This window comes from Sphingomonas sp. ID0503, assembly GCF_048565625.1.
Lineage (GTDB): Bacteria > Pseudomonadota > Alphaproteobacteria > Sphingomonadales > Sphingomonadaceae > JBLZUR01.
In genome coordinates this window covers 1,007,328-1,026,297 of the sequence record NZ_JBLZUR010000002.1, presented here as the reverse complement: position 1 = coordinate 1,026,297, position 18,970 = coordinate 1,007,328, and the positions used below count along the sequence as shown (strand labels likewise).

The window sequence follows — 18,970 nt, the reverse complement described above, 5'->3', positions numbered from 1 at the left end:
CCGTGGGCCGGCGTGACGTCCTACCGCAACATCAGCGTGGCGACGGTAGACATCGTCGGAGAGCTGTTGAGCACGGGATCGACGATCTCAGTGCGTGGCTCGCAAACCCGCGAGGTCGTCGCCCGCCATACGCGGCTGGAGCGTCCGCTGGAGCGCTACCTCTTCGTGCCGGAACGCAACGACGACGTCTTCGCGCAGGTCGCGGAGACCATGTGGGTGCTCGCCGGCCGGGATGACATCGCCTGGCTAGAGAGGTACCTACCCAGGGCGCTCGAATTTTCGGACGACGGGGAGACTTGGCGCGCCGCATACGGGCCGCGCCTGCGGAACTGGAACGGGCGCGACCAGATCGCCGAGACGGTGCGGCTGCTGACCGAAGACCCGACCAGCCGCCGCGCGGTCATGTCGCTTTTCGATCCTGACCGCGATTTCGTCCAGTCGAAGGACATCCCGTGCACCAATTGGCTGGGATGGATCGTCCGCGATAAGCGGCTCGAGATGAGCGTCACGCTGCGCAGCAACGACGTGATATGGGGCTTTTCGGGCGTCAACTCGTTCGAGTGGAGCATTCTGCAGGAGATGCTCGCGTTCTGGCTCGGCGTGGAGGTCGGTTCCGCGAACTACTTCGCCATGTCGCTTCACCTGTACGACCGGCACGTCGATCGCGCGGGCAGGATCGTGCAGGCGGCGCGCTGGCCGTCGCCGTATGACTTCGGGATCGTACGGCATCCGTTTGCAACCCCCTGGGTGGATTTTGCCGCTAGGCTCGCGCGCTGGTTCGCTCTGGAGCAGGCCGTCGCCACGGATCCTGGACAGCCGATCGGCAGCTTCGGCTCCGTGGGAGACCCGCTGCTCGATGCCGCACTCACGCTCGTTCACCTAAGGTGGGCCTCGGAGGTCTGGGACGACCGGCGACTGGTCTGGGAACTCGGCCAACTACCGGCCGCCGATCACGTGGTGGCCGCCTACCGACACCTCGGCCGGCGCCGCCCCGCCATCCTTGAGTGCATCCCGCAAGAGGAGGTCGCGGCATTCTTCGCCGCCGCCGGAACGGCAGCCGAGATCTTCGACGAGGACGTGAGGGACGCCATTAAGCGGCTGCACGCGGAGAAGAACAGAGCCTATGCCGGGGCGTGGAAGCGGCGGGGCGAACTGGTCAGCATTCAGCCCAACATCGCCCGCAAGGTCGATCGGCTGGAGACGCTGGTCGCCACCAGAGCACTCATGGCGGGCGAGACGGCGCTCGACACCGCGATAGACCTCCTCGTCTATGTGGAGAAGTACCGGCTTTTTCCTGGCGGAGGGGATGGCGCCGGGCACATTGATCCCAACGGACGCTCTGGAGCCCTTGAGCGACCACGACGCCAACCTCGATCTGCTCATCGACCGCTTGGATCTGACGCCGAGCGGGCGCGAGGTTGAAACCATCATACGGGAAATCGTCGAAGCGTTCGATCGTAGCTGGCGCGGAGCGGAGAGCGACGCCCTGCCCGGGGATCGCCTCGAGACCGCTGCTCTCATGTCCACGCTTGCCGGCGAACTTGTAGCGCTGCTGGCTGGGCGCGACAGAGAGGCGGTCGCCCGGTTCCTCCGGCACAAAGCTCCGAAATGACGCTCAACATCACGACCGACCTTCGGAGCCGCCTCGTGCAGACCCTCGCTAAGCGCGATCCGGGCGCCCGTATTGCGATAGTTGGCTGGTCGGCGGCGGCAATCGAATTCGCCGCCGATCCGATCTTCACGGAGGGGGCCGCGACGCTCGTCGGTCGATACGCAGCGCAAGCGGGCGGCTCCATACTCCCACTCTCCGAACTCGCGTCCGCGACTCCCGACGTCATCGTCATCGCGGAGGACGACGGCAAGGAGCCTCTCCTCCAAGCGGTAGCCGGGCTGGTTCCCGCGACCACAACCATCGTCATCGCCGGCTTCGGCCACTTCGCATTTCGGGACGAGCTGTTCGACCGCGTCCGGCGCGACGCCCTCATCCCTTCGTTCGCGAACGGCTATCCCAACTGCCTTCTGCACATTTATCAGTGCCTGAGGAACGCCTGCGCGCGGGGCCTTACCGGCGTGGTGGCCGAGTTCGGCATGTTCAAGGGCGGCACGACGATGCTCATGTCCCGCTTCATTGAGGAACTCGGTGCCGACTGGAAGGTGATTGGTTTCGACACGTTTGATGGCTTTCCGTCGAAGCGCAGCCCACTGGACATGTACGCCCATCCGGATTGCGTATTCCTCGACGTGGGCACGCTGCGCGCCATGTTCGCGGACCGCGACGTTGAGATCGTCGAAGGAGACGTAGTGGAGACATGCGCGCGCCTCAATGACGAACGGCTCGTGCTCTCTTTTGTGGACACGGACAATTTTACGTCGGCCAGCGCGATCCTGGCGGTCATAGCGGATCGCACTCAGGTGGGCGGCGCCATCGTATTCGATCACTGGACAGGCGTCGATCGCCACCTCGACACCATCGGCGAACGGATAGCGGCGATGACTCTGGCTGCGGGTCGACGCTACTTCAACCTGCACGGCACCGGTGTATTCCTGAGGCAGGAATGAGCTCAACCGGCAGCCATCTCGTGCGGCGCGCACCGCCGATGCCACGCGCCGGCGTCTACGACCTCTACTGGCAGTTCGCATCGAAGCGCCAGGCGGCGTTCGAGGCCCGGCTTGCGGGCAGCGGCTGGCCCTGGTCGCCCGACCCGATCCTGCAGACCTTCAAGTTCTGCAACGTCTTTCGTGCGGCGGACCGCGTGTCACAATACCTCATTCGGCACGTGGCCTACGACGACCACCCAGAAACGGCGCCTCAAGACCGCGTCTTCCAGATCACGGCCTTCCGCACGTTCAGCAACATCGCGACGTGGAAGGGGGTAGTCGATGAGCTGGGCGGTCCGCCGAGGCTAGAGCACCTCCGCTCCGGCGCATTTGAGACGGCGCTCGACCAGGTCAAGGCCCGCAACGGCGGCCTCTATACGGGTGCCTTCATCCTATGCGCCAACAAGGCCTTCGGCTTCCAGGAGAAGCACCGGAACCACGTTGCGCTGTTCAAGCACATGTTCCTGGAGAGCATGTGCGCAGAACGGGTCCTGCAATTGCCTTACCTACGCGACGTCGTGGAGCTTCTACAGAGCTTCCCGCTGCTCGGGCCCTTCATGGCATACCAGACCGCCATCGACATCAACTACTCTGAACTGACGGCATTCAGTGAAAACGACCACACCCAGGCCGGCCCGGGCGCGCTCCGCGGGCTGAAAAAGGCCTTCACCCACCTGGGTGACCATTCGCCGTCCGACGCTATTCTATGGATGGTCGACAATCAGGACGCGGAATTTGCGCGCCTCGGCTTACCGTTTCATGGATTGTTCGGCCGGCCGCTGCACGCGATCGACTGCCAAGGCCTGTTCTGCGAACTCGACAAGTACTGCCGCGAAGCAGTGCCCGGGCTCACCAGCGCGATGAGCAGAATCAAGGCGCGATACCGCGGATCGAGCGAGCCAATCGACATGTTCTTTCCGCCCAAGTGGGGGCTAACCGCCATGGTCTACTTACCTGCGGCGGAGATCGAAGCGCTTGGCAACCGACCGGGCATACGACAAAGGTTCGCCAGAAGCGCGAGCCGCGACGACCGGGGCATGCGCGACCTCTTCGATACCGCGCTAGACTGAGCTAGCTGAACGAAGGAGCGTTTACAGCGGTTGCCTTCTTAAAGCGGCCATTCCGTTTTCCACCAATTGCGGTTGTGGGGTTCTGAGATCGGTACAACAGGCGCGTCCTGGCCGGGGAGGATGGCACACAGGGTGCAACAGGACACACCTTCACAATTCGGACGTCGGCGCTCGGATTATCTCACCACTTAGCTCCGAACCGACGCGCGGGCGTAATCGGACGGCGACCCCGACGTTCCTGGCCAACGCACTGCAGCCTCAGCCGCCAGAGCATTACCGGCCTCCGACCACGGAGCGATGAAGATTACTCTCATGTCGCGCGTCTGGATTTTCCACCCATCAGGAAGACGCACATAGGTGTCCTCATAGCGGACCGCGCCGTACACAGGGGTGCCGTCGAGATCGAGTTCTAGGTGAGCACCCACGAGGCCGCTCGCATGATCACTCTCGGAGAACTCAAGTTGCACGTAATGTGGAGTATGCACCGTCAGACCCATGTGGAGACGCGCAGAACGGATGAAGTCGGCGATCGACGGCCGCCCCTTCGCGTTTGCAACACCCGATGAGCTGAATGTCGCATCCGGCGCAAAGCTGGCCGACACACCGTCCATGTCGTCGCCGTCTGCCGCGAGGAAGTAGCCGACTACGAGGTCACTGATCGCAGCGCGATCCTCCAGCCGCCGAACGCGTGATTCCAGATCCATCTTCCTCTCCGACATGTTCAGGATGCGCGAGGGTGAGCCCCGCCGCACGACACGCTCACCGCGTTGGCCGATGAGACAACCGCTTCGATATAACCCTCGATACCATCAGCCCCGGTCGGTCGACCGAAGTCGAACAAGGTCAACGCCATCGCAACATCGCCATCATTGTTGCGAATTGGCGCGGTAACGAGCCTGACCGCCCTAAGGGTGTCGGGCGTGAGTTCCGGCGGATCGTAGACCAGCCCGTTCATAAAACTCGTAAGCGGCGGACCGTGCTCACCTGCCTCCCCGAGATGTGCCAGTCGGGCGACAAAGGCGCGATGAGCGTCGTTGAGCAGACCCACCGAATAGCCGCGATCACGCACCCATTTCAGGGTCGCCAAGGCTGCGGGTATACGTTCCGCATCCGAGTTCTGAAGGAACCAAGCCTCTTTATCTGAAGCCGTTTTCCCGGCGAGGAAGATCGAATTGGTCGGCCATGCGAAGGGAAGCCGCTGCCCCACCAAGGTCGCGGTGCCGCCATCCCGAGCCTGACCAGCGCTCGCCGCTACCACAAGCGAGTCCCCTACCGGCACGCTGACGATGCACCTGCCGTCGAGCTCACGAGCAAGCCGCTCCATGATTGGCCGCGCCTGATCGACAGCCTTGAGCTGCGCCAGCGTCAACCCGCTCCCCTCACCCGCACCGAGGGATGCAGGGCTGAACCCACCGTATTCGCCCTGAAAGAATAGTAGAGGAAGACCACCGCTGCCGATATCAAGGTCGCTAATCCGGCCGAGCACTATTTCGTGATCGCCCGCATCTGAGATGCTGTGACGGTCGCACTCGATCCACCCGACTGTACCATCCAAGATTGGATTACCGCGCTCACTTAGACGATGCGATGTACCAGCGAACTTGTCCGGGTCTTTGGACGCCAGCTTACGACAGACAGTCTCCTGATCCGCCGCAAGAACGTTGATGGAGAAGTGCTCGCAATCGCGCAATTTCGCCCAGCTGCTTGAACCTCGATCAGGGAAAAAGCCGACAAGCGGAGGGTCCAACGACACCGAAGTGAACGAACCCACCACCATCGCGACGATTTCGCCGTCGTCGCGCCGGCCCGCCACAACGCACACGCCAGTCGGATATTGACCCAAGACCTGCCGATAGCGTTTCGGATCGACCGTCGGCCGAGGGAGCTGCGACATCAATACATGATCCGAAAGGCCGTCACACCCCTGCGCCCGGCTCATTTAACGTGAAACCAACCTTCAACGTCACCTGGAAGTGGTAAACTGCACCGTTCTCGACGTGGCCACGTGTCTCGACAACTTCGAACCAGCGGATGTCATTCAGCGTGGCGCTGGCGCGTGCGATCGCCGAGCGGATCCCGTCGTCACTGCTCTCGGTCGATGAGCCGACAACCTCAATCACCCTATAGATGTGGTCGTTCATATCGCCTCTTCCGCCATCCGGTTCAGCGACCCGTCCATACCGGCTTGCGTCGCTCGCCGCCTGCGATCTCACCTTCGCGCTTGTCGTCGCTTTCCGCGTAGCGCTCGATCTCCTCGAAGCGCGTCATAAGGGCGACCTCAAGCGGATAACCAAGTCGCCCAAGCGCCGCGGCCTTCGCGGCTTGGTTCGCGAGCGGCGAGGCAGCGGTGATCTTGCCCGCCCATTTCTGCGCCGTTGCGGCAAGGTCGGCATAGGGCACAACCTCGTTGACCAAGCCGAACTGAGCCGCCGCATCCGCCTTGATGCGATCGCCGGTCAGGATCATGCCCATGGCAATATGGTGCGGCAGCTGACGGACAGCACGGTGCACAACGCCACATTCACCGATGATACCGACCTTGGTCTCCGGCAGGCCGAATTGCGCATTGTCCGCGGCGACGATGATGTCCGCGCACATCGCCAGCTCAAACCCGCCACCCACGCAGAACCCCTGAACCGCAGCGATAAGGGGCTTCTTCAAGGTTACGAGCGGGCCGCCGATGCCGGTCAGCCCGCCACCAAGGGCCATCCGCGTCTTGCGTTCGGCACCGCCCGACACGTCGGCCCCGATACAGAAGGCCTTCTCCCCCTCCGCCGACAGGATCGCGCACCAGATCTCCGGATCGTCGTTGATCGCGTTCCAAGCGTCGAGCAGGAGATCATCCATCTCCTGCGTGATCGCATTCAGCGTCGTCTGGCGGTTGAGATGGACGCGCGCAACATGACCGTCCTTGGTAAATTCTACATCTGCCATCTTAATCTCCAGGCACGACGATCGGGCTCGTCGGCGCTACCTTGTATTGTTGAATGACGGCCTTGAGGCCTTGCTCCTTCATGCGGGCCCGCACCTCCAGGACGGCTGGCGCCAGATGAAGAAGGGCATCAATCTCGGCGATGCCGGACAAGGCCTGTTTGAAGCCGGCTGCCTCCGCCGCGCGATTGATCGACAGCTTCTTCAACCGCAGGACGTCTGGCGGGGTCAGCGCGATGCGCTCCGCAAGCGAGCGGACGGAGGACAAAAGGTGATCCGCCGGCACAGAATGGTTGGCCCAGCCCCATTCGACGGCTGTCGGGCCGTCGATCCAGTTGCCGGGCACGAACGCGAATTCCTTCGCCCGCTTCGCACCGACCAAAGAGACCCAGGTCGGCGCGATGAATCCGCCGCCGATGGGGATGGTCGGTTCCCCGATCCTGCAATCATCCGCCACGATCGTGATGTCGCTAAAGACACACATCTGTGCAGCTGCAGCCATGCAGTAGCCATGCACGGCCGCAATCACGGGCTTCGGATGGTCCCACATCAACAGCCAGCGTCCGACATTGTCCTGCAGCCTGGCCTGATCGATCATGGGATCCGCCGGCCCGGTGTCACTTCCACCATAGGCACTGAGATCCATACCCGAGCAGAACCCCCTCCCCTCTCCGCGCAGCCCGATTACCGGCGCGCCTTCGGTCCGGAGCTTGCCAAGCGCATCGGCAAACTCGCCGAGAAGCTGGGGTGAGAGCGCGTTTGCCGCCTCGGGCCGGTTTAGCACAATCCAGCTGATCGAGGGTTCGTGGTCGAGCCGGATCGTCTCATAGGCGGACACGACGTCTACTCCGCCCGTCCGATCGGGTTGAACGCCTTGACGTGGTAGTCGGTGGTAAGCGTGGTTCGCAGCTCGCGCCGCTTGAACTTCCACTGCCCGTCGACCTTGACCACGGTGTCGAAATACTGGCCGTAAAGAATGCCGTCAGGACGCTCCTTCGTGTAGCGATGGATGGCTAGGACGATCGAGCGAACGTTCGCTTCGGCATCGTTCACGAAGTCGATGCAGATGTTGGAATTGTGGTGGGAGGTTCCCCGGAAGAAGGTGCCGATGCCCTCCAGCGTCTTTTTGTACGCTTCCATGCCGATGGCGCCGAAATTGGGCGCATAGCTGACCTCGCAATCGTCCACAAAAAGTGCGGCCAGCTCGTCGGGATGGTTCATGTCGAGGTGATAGGAATAGTCGAACATCGTCCGTTCGATAGCACGCATTTCGACGAGTTTGCTCTCGGTCATACAAGCTCCAGTCAACACTTTCGTTGACCGTGCCTACGCTCGGGTAGGGTGTCAACGACATAGAAGGAAGCGTGCGCCGACCTTGCTGAACCGGCCGGCGCGCGCAGATTAGCGGAATTTGACGCTGAAGGTCGCTCCGTAGGACGCAGGACGCGCCGGCCAACGTGTGACCGTATCGAAGAAGAATGCGACGTTGTCCCAATAGTACTTGTTGAAGACGTTCTTGCCCCAGACCTGGAACGACCAGCGATCCGCGGAATCGCGAATGCCTGCGCGAAGGTCCACCAGCGTGTAGTCCCTGATCTCGAACAGATACGACGCGCCGATGAAGGCGGACGTATCGCTCCGGAAGGTCAGATCCGCACCACCAAAGCCGTTGAGAGAGTCGGACACAGGGAAGTCGTAGCTCACACCCGTCGAGAGCTGGTAATTCGGGGTATAAGGCAACTTCGCCCCATCGAAGTTCTGCCCGACGGCTCCGGTCTCCGGATTGATGCCGACATACTCCTTCACCTTCGCGTCGATGTAGGTGAAGTTCGCGTAAGCATTGAGGCCGCGAACCGGCGTTGCCGTCAACTCAATCTCGAAGCCCTTGACCGTCGATTTCGGCACGTTCGCGAGAGCATCTAGGAGGCCGAAGTTCGGGTCCGCGATCTTGGAACGGATCTGACGGTCCTGGTAATCATAGTAGAACGCGGCCACATTAGCCTGCAACGTGCGATCGATCAGCGAGGCTTTGAGGCCCGCCTCATACGACATCAACGACTCTTGGGTGACAGGCTGGCTTTGCTGCGTCGTCGAAGCGGCGACCGACGGGAAGCTACCAGCCTTGTATCCCTTCGCCACGTTCGCATAGAGGAGCATACCTGGACGCGGTTTGAAATCGACGCCCGCGCGCCAAGAAAGGTTGTCCTCGTTCAGTTTACCCAGGAACTCACCCGGAAGGTAGGTCGGCGCGCCGCCAAGCAATCCCGTGGAGTTGATGGTCAGGCAGCCGAGCGTGTCATCGGGGGTCAGCGCGATCGGGGGCAAACCCTGCTGCCCGCGAAGTAGATTGGCGAAGAAGGTGTACAGCGGCGCGAACGGCGCGTTCGAGCCCTCCGCGGCGACGCCGAAGAAGCAGCTGTTCGCCTTCCGCTTGGACTCGGTATAGCGGACGCCACCCTTGAATGTCAGATTGCCGACGTCATACTCGACATTTCCGAAGGCGGCATAATTCTTCATGTTCTGATTGGCCCGGAACGCGGAGCGGAAGATGCCACCAAGGAACGGAGCGGTGCCGGTGTTGATCGTCGAATCGCGATAGTCGAGCTCGGACGTGTCCCTGGACTTGTCAGACGAGTAGTTGAGGCCCGCGATGAAGCGGAACGGCCCGCTGCCGCCATTTGCGAGGCGCAGTTCCTGTGAAAAGCTTTTGATCCCACCGCCGAAGAAGCGGAAGTCGGCATTGTTCTGGACGGTACCGTCTCCGTCGAACGCCATCTTCTGCTCATAGTCGGTGTAGGACGTGAGCGATGTGACCGTCAGGTCATCCGTGAAGTCGTAGTCGATGCGGCCGATGCCCTGCCACAAGCGGTTGTCGAGATACGGGTTGATGTTCGAGCTAAAGTCGGCGTCACGCGGATTGTTCGGCGCGATCGGCGCGTTCGTCACGGGATTTGCCGGCCCTTGATTGCGGACGGCGATGAGCTGCACCGCTGGCGGCTCGCCCTTTTCCAGCCATCCGTTCGCGTTCAGCGCGACCCGCAGCCGATCCGTCGGCTCCCAACGGAGCTGCACGCGGCCCGCGTAATTACGGGTGTTCCCGGTCTTTTCACCCGTGGTGAAGCTGCGCTGCCAACCATCCGCCCGCGTCACCTTGCCCGAGACACGAGCAGAGAGTGTCTCGGTCACGGGGCCGCTGACATATGCTTCGCCGTCGATGGTGTTGAAGCGGCCGTAACCCAAGATCGCGCCAGCCTGGAACGTCTTCGTCGGCTTCGCAGCGATGTAGTTGATCGCGCCGCCTGTCGCGTTGTTGCCGAACAGGGTGCCCTGCGGCCCCTTCAACACCTCGACGCGCTCAAGATCGAAGGCAGTGAGCTTGGTCATCACTGGGAACGGAAGCGGCGCTTCGTCCAGATAGACGCTCACATCGGGGTACGAGCCGAGCGTGGTGTCGTTGAAGCCCACGCCGCGCAGCGTGTACACTGGCGTGTTGGACGCGCTGGTGGAGAAGACGAGTCCGGGAACGACCTGAGCGATGTCCGCCAGCGTGGTGATGTTGCGCGCCTGAAGAGCCTGGGCGCTGACTGCGGTAACCGTCAGGCCGACGTCGTTCAGCTTCTGCTCGCGCTTTTGCGCGGTCACGACAATTTCTTCTACGTTCGGGCTCGAACTTGCCGCTGGGGCCGCGCCTGCGGCTGCAGGGCTCTGCGCCGCGCCGGGTGCAGCAGCGGTCAGCAAAGCGGCGCCGGCCAGCAGGGCGGCACGCGGTGAAATGATATGCAAGAACATCAGAATCCCCTCGATAAGGTCTTGAGCCTCGATCCGAGGCGGCCTCCCGGACCGCCTTCAACGTCAACGTTGACGATTCGCTCAATCTGGTCAACAGTAAAGTTGACTGAGGGCGTCGATCAGAAGAGACTGGCTCGGCGAAGGGGGAGAGATCGTGACGTCGTTAATGGAAATTCGAAAGCTGGCGCTTGATCTCGCCACGGAGGGGGGCGAGCCGCTCAGCGAATTAGATCGTGCATTGATCAATCTCGGGGTTCGCTCGTCCGTGACCTCGCTGGATCGACCCGCAATTGCGGAAAGCGTCGGTGCCGCATTCGCCGCCGGCGCAACGCCGGCTCAGATCCAGGAGATACTTTCGCTCGTTTCCGGCCTTGGCGTTCATTCGCTCATGGTGGCATGCGCGTCCGTCGTGCAGCAGGCGCGAGCGAACGGTTATCAGATCGCCGAGACACTAACGCCTCAGCAGGACGAGCTATGGCTAAAGTATGTTGGCGATGACCCGTTCTGGAGAGCTTTCGAGCGAGAGCTTCCCGGCTTTCTCAGATCGATGCTGCTATTGTCGCCCGATCAGTTCGAAGCCTTCTTCCTGTACTGCGCCGTACCCTGGAAAAGCGGGCAAGTGCGCGCGCGGATCAAGGAACTGACGGCGATGGCATGCGACGCAACGCCCAGCCACCGTTTCATGCCCGGATTTCGCCTCCATTTGGCGAACGCGATCGCCTTGGGTGCAGGCCATATCGCGATCGCGGAAGTCCTTGATCTGGCGAGTGCCGCGCCAGACCATCAGGGCACAGCCTAGCAACGCGAAGTCGTTCGTTGAGTATCTTATGCTGCTCCCCCCGCGTAGGATCTTCAACGCTAGGCGTTGACCCCGCGCCACGCGAGTGTCCCACCATCGATCACGTATGCCGCACCTGTGACGAAGCTGCTGTCCTCGGACGCGAGGAAGCAGCCAGCTTGGCGATCTCCTCCGGACGTCCCAGGCGCGGGATCAGGTGCGACCCGGTGAGCACGGACATGATCGCGTCCTTGTCTGGCGCCGCTTCGTAGTATTTCTGGACCATCGGCGTTTCGATCGCCCCGGGGCAGTAGCAGTTGCAGCGGATGTTGTATTTCGCAAGATCGACTGCGGCGGCCTTTGTCAACATCAGTACGCCGCCCTTCGTTGCGCAATATGCGCCCGCCTGAGGATAGGACACGAACGATCCCGTTGAGGCGACATTGACGATTGACGCGCCTTTTCTGGAGTTCTTCAAGTACGGAACGGCATACTTTATCGTCAGCCAGAGCGCCTTGAGGTTCACCTCGTAAACGAAGTCCCAAATGTCCTCAGGAAGATTCTCGATCGATGTATGAGGCGTGAGATCGGTCTCGTGCACGGCGGCATTGTTGTGGAGGACGTCGATCCCGCCGAACTCTGCGACGGTGAATTCGATCAGCGCCTTGATCTCTTCGCGACGACGAAGGTCACAAGTGAAGGCGGCAGCGTCGCCACCGGTGGAGACAATCTGCGCTGTGGTTTCATTGGCTGCTGACTCGTTGACGTCTGACACCACAACGCGGCCACCTTGCCCCGCCATCTCGATCGCGCAGGCCCGGCCCATTCCGCTGCCGGCACCGGTCACGATGCAGACTTTGCCGTCCAGACGATTCCCCATCTTGTCACTCCGAAAAAGGAAAGGAAGGGGCGTCCTCTCCGGCCACCCCGCCTGAACTTGTAGAGGGTTGGACGCCGACCGCCGTCTCGCATTCGATCAGATCGGGTTTCGCACCTTGGGGCACACCTCGGTGGCCAGTCGGCGGATCGACTCCTCCCAAGGCTTCGGATCGTCGATGCTGTCATGCTGATTGTAGACGAGCTGGCCCCAGCCACCGACCTTGTCGGCGAGGGTCTCGAGCTTCTCTATGGCGGTCTCCGGCGACCCGCAAAGCACGACATGCTCCGCCAGGAAGTCCTCGTCGATCGTGTCCGGCGTCACATCCTTACCGGAATCGGCGATGATGCCGTTGAAGAGGCCGAACTTGACGTAGATCTCCTTGAGGTACTTGGCCCAGGTCTGGGCAAGCCCGCTTTTCAGGAACAGCCTCTTCGCCTCCGCGTCGGTATCGGCGATGAACACATCGCGGCAGACCCGATAGCGCTTGCGATCCGGTGTCCTTCCCTTGGACTCCATCGCCGCGGCCCAGGTGTCCCAGTGCGCCTTCATCTGCGGCGTGCCGCCGAAGAACGAGATCGGACTGTAGTCACGCTCGCCCGCGAAGCGCATGGACGAGGAGTTCTGCGACAGACCGGTCACCGCGATTTCGAGGTTCTCGCGGCCGCCATATGGGCCATTGTTCGCGATGATCACGTCATATTCGGGCATGGTCTCAGGTCCAGGAAAACCGGCCTGGTAGTACGTTCCCTTCTCAAGGAACGGTTTGCCCTCCCAAACCCGCTCCATCAGATGAAGCGCCTCGATCTGCCGGGGCGGCAATTCCCGAATGTTCTCGAACCCGTGCAGGATCGCGTCGGTGTGGTGACCGCCGGGCGCCACGCCGAGGAAGTAGCGTCCTTCCATCACCTGGCTGAGCCAGCCGATGCGGATCGCGAGGGTCGCGGGGTCATGGTACGGCAGAAGGTGCGCCATCGGGGCGAACCTGATCGACTTGGTCGTCTGCGCACAGGCCGCGATGATCGCCTCGGGCATGGGGATATTTTCCCACCCCAGCGTATAGTGTTCGCCGATCATGTAATCGACATAACCCGCCTCGTCGGCGATGCGGGCGATGTCCACCGCCCAGTCGAAGACCTGCCGGGCCGTGCGGCTCGGCGGGTTATATGGGGTCATGAAGATCCCACACTGCATAGCCATGATTTTCTCTCCTGGAGACGTGTTCTGGTTCGGATCAGATGAAGACGCCGCTCGCGTCCTTCGTCGAGAAGCGAGGGGCGACCTTGCTGATGAACTTGTCGAGTTCCTCCTGGTTCGCTTCGGGTTCCAGGTGCCCTTGCCCGAACATCAGAAACAACTCATCGAAGCCGAGCCGGTCGTGCGCCCGGCCGATCTTGTCGGCAATCTCGTCGGCGGACCCGATCAGCACGTTCGGCGGACGCTGGCCCAAGGGTATGAACCATTCGTCCCAGAACCACATATGCTCCTTCAGCAGATACTCGGCACGATCCTTGTCATCGGTGAGCATTAGGAAGCCGCCCCAGGCAGAGGCGTCCGTCCTCGTCGCTTCGCGGCCGTTCTTCGCCGCCGTCGCGATATAGCGATTGTTGAGCGACTCGCAGAAGTCGAGATTGTCGGAGAGGACGATCAGCTTTCCGCCTTCTTCCGCCCAGAAGTCGATCGTCCGGCCGGACGCTGCGAAGCCGCCATAGATCGGCGGATGAGGCCGCTGATACGGCAACGGCGCAATACCGATTTGACGAACGATCCCGTTCTCGTCCTGCCCCTTGCCGAACTTGGCGTAGGCAGGATGCCCGGTGGAACCGCCCTCGGGCGGGAACTGCCAATTGTCGCCCTTGTGGCTGAAGACATCGCTGGTCCACGCCTTCTTGACGACACGAACGCCTTCTTCGAACAAGGAGCGATTGCGCGCGTCCTGCTCGTCCCGCGCCTTGACATTGTCGGGGGTGGTCGCACTGACACCATCCTTGATGCCGTAGGCATCGACCCAGCGCGCATGGTAGCCGCGCGTGAAGCCGCAATACAGCCGCCCCTGCAGCATGTGATCGAGGGTTGCGATTTCCTCGGCGACGCGCACGGGATTGTGGGTCGTCATGGTGTAACCCATGATGCCGGCCTTCATCCTCTTGCTGTGCTGGCCGACGAACAGGCTGAACATGCCGGGATGATTATTCGCTTCGAAACCCTCGATCTGAAGATGATGCTCGGGCTGGCAGTAGCCGTAGAAGCCGAGTTCGTCCGCGAGCTGCACATAGCCGCGAACTTCCTCAAGGAAGCGCTGGTAGAGGTCATGTCGCTGACCGGCCATGCCCTGCTCGATCTCGTGCCGGCGTCCCACAACGCCGGTCTGCATCAGGTGATACTTCATCCCACTCCCGCTTTCTGAAGCCGTGATGACCGCCTTCCCGACGTTCATCCGGCACGCTGTCATCACAGGTGTTGACGGTGGTATCGGACAGCAACAAGCGGGCTGTCAACTCTTGCGTTGACTACTGGCTGAGGTTTTTCCAAATAAGGTCGTAGGCGCCTTGGAGCGTGGGTGGAGAGGAAGATGTCCCCGTTTATTTCGACCGAGGTTGCCACTGTGGGCGACCTGCTGCTGCGGGCGGCGCAATCACATCCGGACCGGACGGCGCTGGTGCTTCCACAGGCGACGGCAAGCTATGCCGAGCTGGCCTCGGGCGCCCTGCGCGTGGCGCAGGCGTTGCGCTCGCATGGCGTACAGCGTGGCGAGCACGTCGCGATCCTGATCCCGAACAGCATCGAGTTCGCAGAGGCGCTTTTCGGCACGATGCTCGCGGGCTGTGTCGCTGTGCCTTTGAACGCACGGCACCGTGCCGCAGAGATCGGCTACATTATCGGCAATGCGCATGCGGTCGTGCTTCTCACAAGCCAACACGAAACCGATCCGGTCGACTTCATCACCGTCATCGAAGAGGCGTTGTCGGGTGGCAACGTCGCGCCATCCCTACGCCAGATCGTCCTGCTGCGAGGCGAGGGACGAAATGCGGTGATCGGTCGAGATGCCTTCCTCACCGCGGCCGATAAGACCGATGCCGAGGCCATCAACCATGCCCGCCGATGCGTTCGTGTGCGCGATCCCGCCCTCATCATCTACACCTCTGGCACCACCGCGAACCCGAAAGGCTGCGTGCTGCCGCATGAGGCCGTGACCCGAGGTCCGGTCGAGCGGGCACGATACAGGCTATCGTCTGGGGCCAACGACGTCACATGGGCAGGCGGGCCGCTTTTCCACATCGGAAGCCTGGCGCCGTTTATCGGATCGATCGGGGTTGCCGGCACGTTCCTGGCGGACAGCTGGTTCGAACCCGGTCGCGCCATCGCCCTCATGGCGGAATATGGCGTGACGCTCGCCTGGCCCTGGTTCCCGGCCATCGTGCAGGGGATCATCGATCACCCCGACTTCGATCCTGCGAAGTTCGCCAGCCTCCGGCACCTCTTCCTCATCGCGCCGCCCACGCTAGTCAATCGAGTTCAGGATATCTTCCCCGATGCCGAGGTCCTGCAAGCCTGCGGCATGACCGAGACGGCCGGGGTGTTCGCATTATGCGACCGGCACGAGTCCCGTGAATCTCGATCCACTACGAACGGTAGGCCAAGTCCTGGCGTGGAAGTCAGGATCGTCGATCCGGAGACAGGTGCCGATCTTCCGGACGGAACGATGGGCGAGATCCTTGTGCGTGGATATAATGTCATGGACGGGTACTGGGACGCGCCCGAAAAAACGCAGGAGGCTCTCGATCCGGACGGCTGGCTCAGAACGGGCGATCTCTATACGCGCTTGCCGAACGGCAGCCTGATCTTCGGTGGACGATGCAAGGACATGCTGAAGGTCGGGGGTGAGAACGTTGCCGCGATCGAGGTTGAAGCGTTCCTGTGCACCCACCCTGCAGTCAAGACCGCCGAGGTCGTCGGTCGTCCGGACAGCCGCCTGGATGAGGTTCCGATAGCGTTCGTGGAGTTGTACGAAGGTCAGACGGCCGACGAGGAAGCGCTGATCGCTCATTGTCGCGGGCGGATCGCAAGCTACAAGGTTCCTCGGGCGGTCATCTTCATGGCAGCCACCGATTGGCCGATGTCGGCGACCAAGATCGACAAACGGGCGCTTCGTGCTCGACTATGACCGATCTAAGCGGTCTCCTTCGATCCCATGCCGTCGATGAAGATGGACCAGAAGGCCTCAGCCACCTCGAGCCCGGTCATGGGACCGCCCGGGGTGAACCACCGGTGCGTCCAGTTCAGCATGCCGAAAAGCGCGTTTTCGACAAGGCGCGGCGGAATGTCCGCGCGCAACTCGCCAGACCCGATCGCCTCGCGAATGAAGCGGATGAGTGTCTGATCGAAAGCGCGGGTCTTCTTCATTATCTCCTGCGCCCAGATGGTTTCCTCCCCACCCACCTGGTGCATCTGCTCCTGAATGTAGACGAAGGTCGCCGGATAGTTCTCCTCGTACGAGACCATAAGCGTTACGTAGATCGAGTGGAGACGATCCCGCCAGCTCAGCGAGCGATCGGCGATAAGCCGTTCCGCGGCGGCCATGTTGACGTCAAGAACCCCTTCGACCGTTTCGCGGAACAGTTCCTCCTTACTGCCAACGTAATAGTAGACCGTTGCTCGATCGAGGCCGGCTTCGCGGGCGATATCGGCGAGCTTCGTCGATTGATAACCCTGCTCCTTGAAGAGACGCGCCGCGATGCGAACGAGTTCTTCGCGCTTCGCCGCGTAGTCAGCGCTGCCGACGGTCTGTGCCGACCGCCGGCGCTGAGAAATGTTGCTGACCTTGCCCATCGTGAACGCCCCCGACCCGCGCCAGCGCGGATTGTTTCCCGGGAGAGTCATGCTCGGCACCCGCGCGAGAGGTCAACGGCAAAGTTGACCAAGGCGGCTCCGGCACGATCGAAGCGGCTTGCCTGAACGTCATGATCGCCGAACTCGCCCACCTCCCCCTGAACCCGCATTATGGGCGCGGTGCATTTCGCCGGCGGCTCATGTTCAGGCCAGTTTCGGGCGGCGTGGTCGCTCAGGTGGATGACGCGTTTCACGCTTATTGGCTGATGCTTGACCATAACGGTGATCGCATCACCGGTCTCGATGCCGGGTTCCTTCGTGCTCCCACTGACATGTGTCCGGGTTCAATCACCGGTCTCGAGATGCTGATCGGCTCGGGCGTCCGCGATGATGCGCGACAACTCATGGCAAGGCTGCCACAAGCGTTGAACTGCACGCATCTGACCGACCTGGCAGTTTGGACGGCCGCGCATCACGAACGGTCAGCGACTTGGGATATCCTTGTCCCTGATCAGGTCGATACGCCCGCCTGGATCACCATCGCCCGCGACGGCGAAATCATCCACCGCTGGCAGCTCTCCGGTTTCCAGCTCTCTGCTCCCGCCGCGCTTGCCGGCCACCCGTTGATGAGCGGCTTCATAAAGTGGGCGAGCCGGTCATTTGCCGGTGACGCATTGATGGCGGCGACAATGCTCCAGCGGGGCGTGTTCGTCGCACGCGGCCGTCAGCATATCATTGATAAGGGTCAGCCCCCCGCTCTGTCGGATGCGCCTGGCATGGCAGGCATGTGCTGGTCCTATTCCGGCGAACGCTGGGCGCAAGGGCGAGGGGCGCTCAATTACGTACGAGATTTCACCCTCGGTGTAACGCCCGCGACCTTGCCAAATCACGTGATAGATCGCCTCAGGGACTATGCCAAATGACTGAGATTTCCTCCATCGAAACCATCATAGAGGACGCGCGAAACGGGCGGCCCTACATCCTGGTCGACGCACCCGACCGGGAGAATGAGGGTGACGTTATCATCCCCGCGCAGTTTGCGACCCCGCTCGCGATCAATTTCATGGCGACGCATGCACGTGGTCTGATCTGCCTCGCGATGTCGGCAGAGCGCGCCGAGCAGTTGGCCTTGCAGCCGATGACGAAGCGCAACGAGTCAGGACATGGCACTGCCTTCACTGTATCAATCGAAGCGCGGGAAGGCGTCACGACCGGGATCTCTGCGCATGATCGGGCACATACCATCGCCGTGGCTGTGGATGCTTCGAAAGGCGCAGACGACGTCGTCTCGCCGGGCCACGTCTTTCCGCTTGTAGCGCGCAGAGGCGGCGTTCTTGTACGGGCAGGACATACCGAGGCGGCCGTCGATATCTCGCGGCTTGCGGGGCTCACGCCGGCGGGCGTGATCTGCGAGGTGATGAACCCTGACGGTTCAATGGCGCGCCTTCCGGAACTCGTAGATTTCGCGCGCGAGCACCAGATGAACATCGGCACAATCGCCGACCTTATCGAATACCGCCGACGCTCAGAGTCTCTGGTCGAGCGCGTTGCTCAGTCGCCCTTCGAGAGCTGGTATGGCGACTTCACGATTGTCGTCTACCGGAATGTGATCGATGGCGGAGAGCATGTCGCGCTCGTACGGGGGAACCCGCGCGATGGCGTCGCCACGCTTGTGCGGGTTCATCAGCTCGACCTTACCGCAGATGTTCTCGGATGGCGCGCTGCGCATCGTGATTATGTACCTGCGGCGCTTCGCCGATTGGCGGAGCATGACGGACCTGCCGTGGCGGTCTTTGTCCGTGATCCGAGCCCGACTTCGACATCGGAACGCGTGAAGGGCAACCGGAAAATCTACGCCGATACCCATGGCTATCGAGATTATGGAATCGGTGCACAGATCCTGCGCGATCTTGGAGTGCGTGACATGATCCTGCTCTCCTCAAGCGCCGGCAAGCTCACCGCTCTGGAGGGCTTTGGCTTGTCTGTATCGCATCGTATCCCGTTGGCGGAGGAGTGATCGGTCACGAGGCCTCAGGACCATCGCTACCGCTCCTCATGATGGAGGAGCGGTAGCGCAGTCGCGTAACGGGCAGACAG

Annotated in this window: 19 protein-coding genes; 8 read left to right on the top strand and 11 right to left on the bottom strand. The window is 61.8% G+C overall.

Features of this window, described 5'->3' with window-relative positions:
* Nucleotides 1-36: 36 nt before the first annotated feature.
* Genes ACM608_RS05855 through ACM608_RS05840 form a run of 4 tightly spaced genes read left to right on the top strand, consistent with a single transcriptional unit; the run spans nt 37 to nt 3,668 of the window.
* The gene (locus ACM608_RS05855) at nt 37-1,422 is read left to right on the top strand and encodes a thymidylate synthase (RefSeq protein WP_419682320.1); all 1,386 of its coding nucleotides are present in this window, start codon (nt 37-39) and stop codon (nt 1,420-1,422) included.
* A complete protein-coding gene (locus ACM608_RS05850; RefSeq protein ID WP_419682319.1) occupies nt 1,349-1,612 on the top strand; it encodes a hypothetical protein in 264 nt (87 codons plus the stop codon). The genes ACM608_RS05855 and ACM608_RS05850 overlap by 74 nt, the downstream gene beginning before the upstream one ends.
* Nucleotides 1,609-2,559, top strand: coding sequence for a TylF/MycF/NovP-related O-methyltransferase (locus ACM608_RS05845; protein WP_419682318.1), 951 nt, complete (start codon nt 1,609-1,611; stop codon nt 2,557-2,559). Before ACM608_RS05850 ends, ACM608_RS05845 begins: the two co-directional genes overlap by 4 nt.
* A complete protein-coding gene (locus ACM608_RS05840) occupies nt 2,556-3,668 on the top strand; it encodes a nucleotide kinase domain-containing protein (RefSeq protein ID WP_419682317.1) in 1,113 nt (370 codons plus the stop codon). The genes ACM608_RS05845 and ACM608_RS05840 overlap by 4 nt, the downstream gene beginning before the upstream one ends.
* Nucleotides 3,669-3,856: 188 nt before the next feature.
* Here the strand turns inward: ACM608_RS05840 and ACM608_RS05835 are convergent, their stop codons facing one another.
* The 7 genes from ACM608_RS05835 to ACM608_RS05805 all read right to left on the bottom strand — a co-directional run bounded on the left by ACM608_RS05835 (nt 3,857) and on the right by ACM608_RS05805 (nt 10,388).
* On the bottom strand, nt 3,857-4,372 hold the full coding sequence (locus tag ACM608_RS05835) for a nuclear transport factor 2 family protein (RefSeq protein WP_419682316.1): 516 nt from the start codon (nt 4,370-4,372) through the stop codon (nt 3,857-3,859).
* Nucleotides 4,373-4,389: 17 nt separating this feature from the next.
* Entirely contained in the window at nt 4,390-5,562 is a 1,173-nt protein-coding gene (locus tag ACM608_RS05830; RefSeq protein ID WP_419682315.1) for a flavin reductase, read from the bottom strand.
* Between the two features lie 22 nt (nt 5,563-5,584).
* Nucleotides 5,585-5,809, bottom strand: a complete 225-nt coding sequence (locus ACM608_RS05825) for a dodecin (protein ID WP_419682314.1) — start codon at nt 5,807-5,809, stop codon at nt 5,585-5,587.
* Nucleotides 5,810-5,831: 22 nt separating this feature from the next.
* Nucleotides 5,832-6,602, bottom strand: a complete 771-nt coding sequence (locus ACM608_RS05820) for an enoyl-CoA hydratase-related protein (RefSeq protein ID WP_419682313.1) — start codon at nt 6,600-6,602, stop codon at nt 5,832-5,834.
* A 1-nt stretch (nt 6,603) separates the two neighbouring features.
* Entirely contained in the window at nt 6,604-7,437 is an 834-nt protein-coding gene (locus ACM608_RS05815) for an enoyl-CoA hydratase-related protein (RefSeq protein WP_419682312.1), read from the bottom strand.
* Nucleotides 7,438-7,442: 5 nt separating this feature from the next.
* Nucleotides 7,443-7,892: a nuclear transport factor 2 family protein gene (locus tag ACM608_RS05810; RefSeq protein ID WP_419682311.1), complete on the bottom strand. Its 450-nt coding sequence runs from the start codon at nt 7,890-7,892 to the stop codon at nt 7,443-7,445.
* Between the two features lie 108 nt (nt 7,893-8,000).
* Complete coding sequence (locus ACM608_RS05805; protein ID WP_419682310.1) at nt 8,001-10,388, bottom strand: TonB-dependent receptor; 2,388 nt, start codon at nt 10,386-10,388, stop codon at nt 8,001-8,003.
* Nucleotides 10,389-10,542: 154 nt separating this feature from the next.
* Between ACM608_RS05805 and ACM608_RS05800 the strand changes: the two genes are divergently transcribed.
* The gene (locus ACM608_RS05800; protein WP_419682309.1) at nt 10,543-11,187 is read left to right on the top strand and encodes a carboxymuconolactone decarboxylase family protein; all 645 of its coding nucleotides are present in this window, start codon (nt 10,543-10,545) and stop codon (nt 11,185-11,187) included.
* A gap of 100 nt (nt 11,188-11,287) precedes the next feature.
* On the opposite strand, the gene ACM608_RS05795 is transcribed toward ACM608_RS05800, so the two are convergent.
* The 3 genes from ACM608_RS05795 to ACM608_RS05785 all read right to left on the bottom strand — a co-directional run bounded on the left by ACM608_RS05795 (nt 11,288) and on the right by ACM608_RS05785 (nt 14,432).
* Nucleotides 11,288-12,046, bottom strand: a complete 759-nt coding sequence (locus ACM608_RS05795; RefSeq protein ID WP_419682308.1) for an SDR family NAD(P)-dependent oxidoreductase — start codon at nt 12,044-12,046, stop codon at nt 11,288-11,290.
* 96 nt (nt 12,047-12,142) lie between these two features.
* Nucleotides 12,143-13,243 carry an LLM class flavin-dependent oxidoreductase gene (locus ACM608_RS05790; protein WP_419682307.1) on the bottom strand — a complete coding sequence of 367 codons (1,101 nt, stop codon included), beginning with the start codon at nt 13,241-13,243 and terminating at the stop codon, nt 12,143-12,145.
* 34 nt (nt 13,244-13,277) lie between these two features.
* Entirely contained in the window at nt 13,278-14,432 is a 1,155-nt protein-coding gene (locus ACM608_RS05785; RefSeq protein WP_419682306.1) for an LLM class flavin-dependent oxidoreductase, read from the bottom strand.
* Nucleotides 14,433-14,615: 183 nt separating this feature from the next.
* Between ACM608_RS05785 and ACM608_RS05780 the strand changes: the two genes are divergently transcribed.
* On the top strand, nt 14,616-16,208 hold the full coding sequence (locus tag ACM608_RS05780) for a class I adenylate-forming enzyme family protein (protein ID WP_419682305.1): 1,593 nt from the start codon (nt 14,616-14,618) through the stop codon (nt 16,206-16,208).
* A gap of 5 nt (nt 16,209-16,213) precedes the next feature.
* Here ACM608_RS05780 and ACM608_RS05775 read toward each other — a convergent pair whose 3' ends face one another.
* The gene (locus ACM608_RS05775; protein WP_419682304.1) at nt 16,214-16,924 is read right to left on the bottom strand and encodes a TetR/AcrR family transcriptional regulator; all 711 of its coding nucleotides are present in this window, start codon (nt 16,922-16,924) and stop codon (nt 16,214-16,216) included.
* Between the two features lie 80 nt (nt 16,925-17,004).
* On the opposite strand from ACM608_RS05775, the gene ACM608_RS05770 reads away from it, so the two are divergent.
* Together ACM608_RS05770 and ribB are read left to right on the top strand one after the other, a co-directional pair.
* Nucleotides 17,005-17,796, top strand: a complete 792-nt coding sequence (locus tag ACM608_RS05770; RefSeq protein ID WP_419682303.1) for a DUF2889 domain-containing protein — start codon at nt 17,005-17,007, stop codon at nt 17,794-17,796.
* The gene (ribB, locus tag ACM608_RS05765; RefSeq protein WP_419682302.1) at nt 17,793-18,890 is read left to right on the top strand and encodes a 3,4-dihydroxy-2-butanone-4-phosphate synthase; all 1,098 of its coding nucleotides are present in this window, start codon (nt 17,793-17,795) and stop codon (nt 18,888-18,890) included. Before ACM608_RS05770 ends, ribB begins: the two co-directional genes overlap by 4 nt.
* Nucleotides 18,891-18,970 lie beyond the last annotated feature (80 nt).

Bases quoted from the DNA above. Each gene is read 5' to 3' on its own strand.
- ACM608_RS05790 (WP_419682307.1), bottom strand. From the start codon at position 13,243: ATGGCTATGCAGTGTGGGATCTTCATGACCCCATATAACCCGCCGAGC.
- ACM608_RS05825 (WP_419682314.1), bottom strand. From the start codon at position 5,809: ATGAACGACCACATCTATAGGGTGATTGAGGTTGTCGGCTCATCGACC.
- ACM608_RS05785 (WP_419682306.1), bottom strand. From the start codon at position 14,432: ATGAAGTATCACCTGATGCAGACCGGCGTTGTGGGACGCCGGCACGAG.
- ACM608_RS05770 (WP_419682303.1), top strand. From the start codon at position 17,005: ATGATCGCCGAACTCGCCCACCTCCCCCTGAACCCGCATTATGGGCGC.
- ACM608_RS05820 (WP_419682313.1), bottom strand. From the start codon at position 6,602: ATGGCAGATGTAGAATTTACCAAGGACGGTCATGTTGCGCGCGTCCAT.
- ACM608_RS05805 (WP_419682310.1), bottom strand. From the start codon at position 10,388: ATGTTCTTGCATATCATTTCACCGCGTGCCGCCCTGCTGGCCGGCGCC.
- ACM608_RS05775 (WP_419682304.1), bottom strand. From the start codon at position 16,924: ATGACTCTCCCGGGAAACAATCCGCGCTGGCGCGGGTCGGGGGCGTTC.
- ACM608_RS05830 (WP_419682315.1), bottom strand. From the start codon at position 5,562: ATGTCGCAGCTCCCTCGGCCGACGGTCGATCCGAAACGCTATCGGCAG.
- ACM608_RS05835 (WP_419682316.1), bottom strand. From the start codon at position 4,372: ATGGATCTGGAATCACGCGTTCGGCGGCTGGAGGATCGCGCTGCGATC.
- ribB (WP_419682302.1), top strand. From the start codon at position 17,793: ATGACTGAGATTTCCTCCATCGAAACCATCATAGAGGACGCGCGAAAC.
- ACM608_RS05845 (WP_419682318.1), top strand. From the start codon at position 1,609: ATGACGCTCAACATCACGACCGACCTTCGGAGCCGCCTCGTGCAGACC.
- ACM608_RS05810 (WP_419682311.1), bottom strand. From the start codon at position 7,892: ATGACCGAGAGCAAACTCGTCGAAATGCGTGCTATCGAACGGACGATG.
- ACM608_RS05795 (WP_419682308.1), bottom strand. From the start codon at position 12,046: ATGGGGAATCGTCTGGACGGCAAAGTCTGCATCGTGACCGGTGCCGGC.
- ACM608_RS05780 (WP_419682305.1), top strand. From the start codon at position 14,616: ATGTCCCCGTTTATTTCGACCGAGGTTGCCACTGTGGGCGACCTGCTG.
- ACM608_RS05840 (WP_419682317.1), top strand. From the start codon at position 2,556: ATGAGCTCAACCGGCAGCCATCTCGTGCGGCGCGCACCGCCGATGCCA.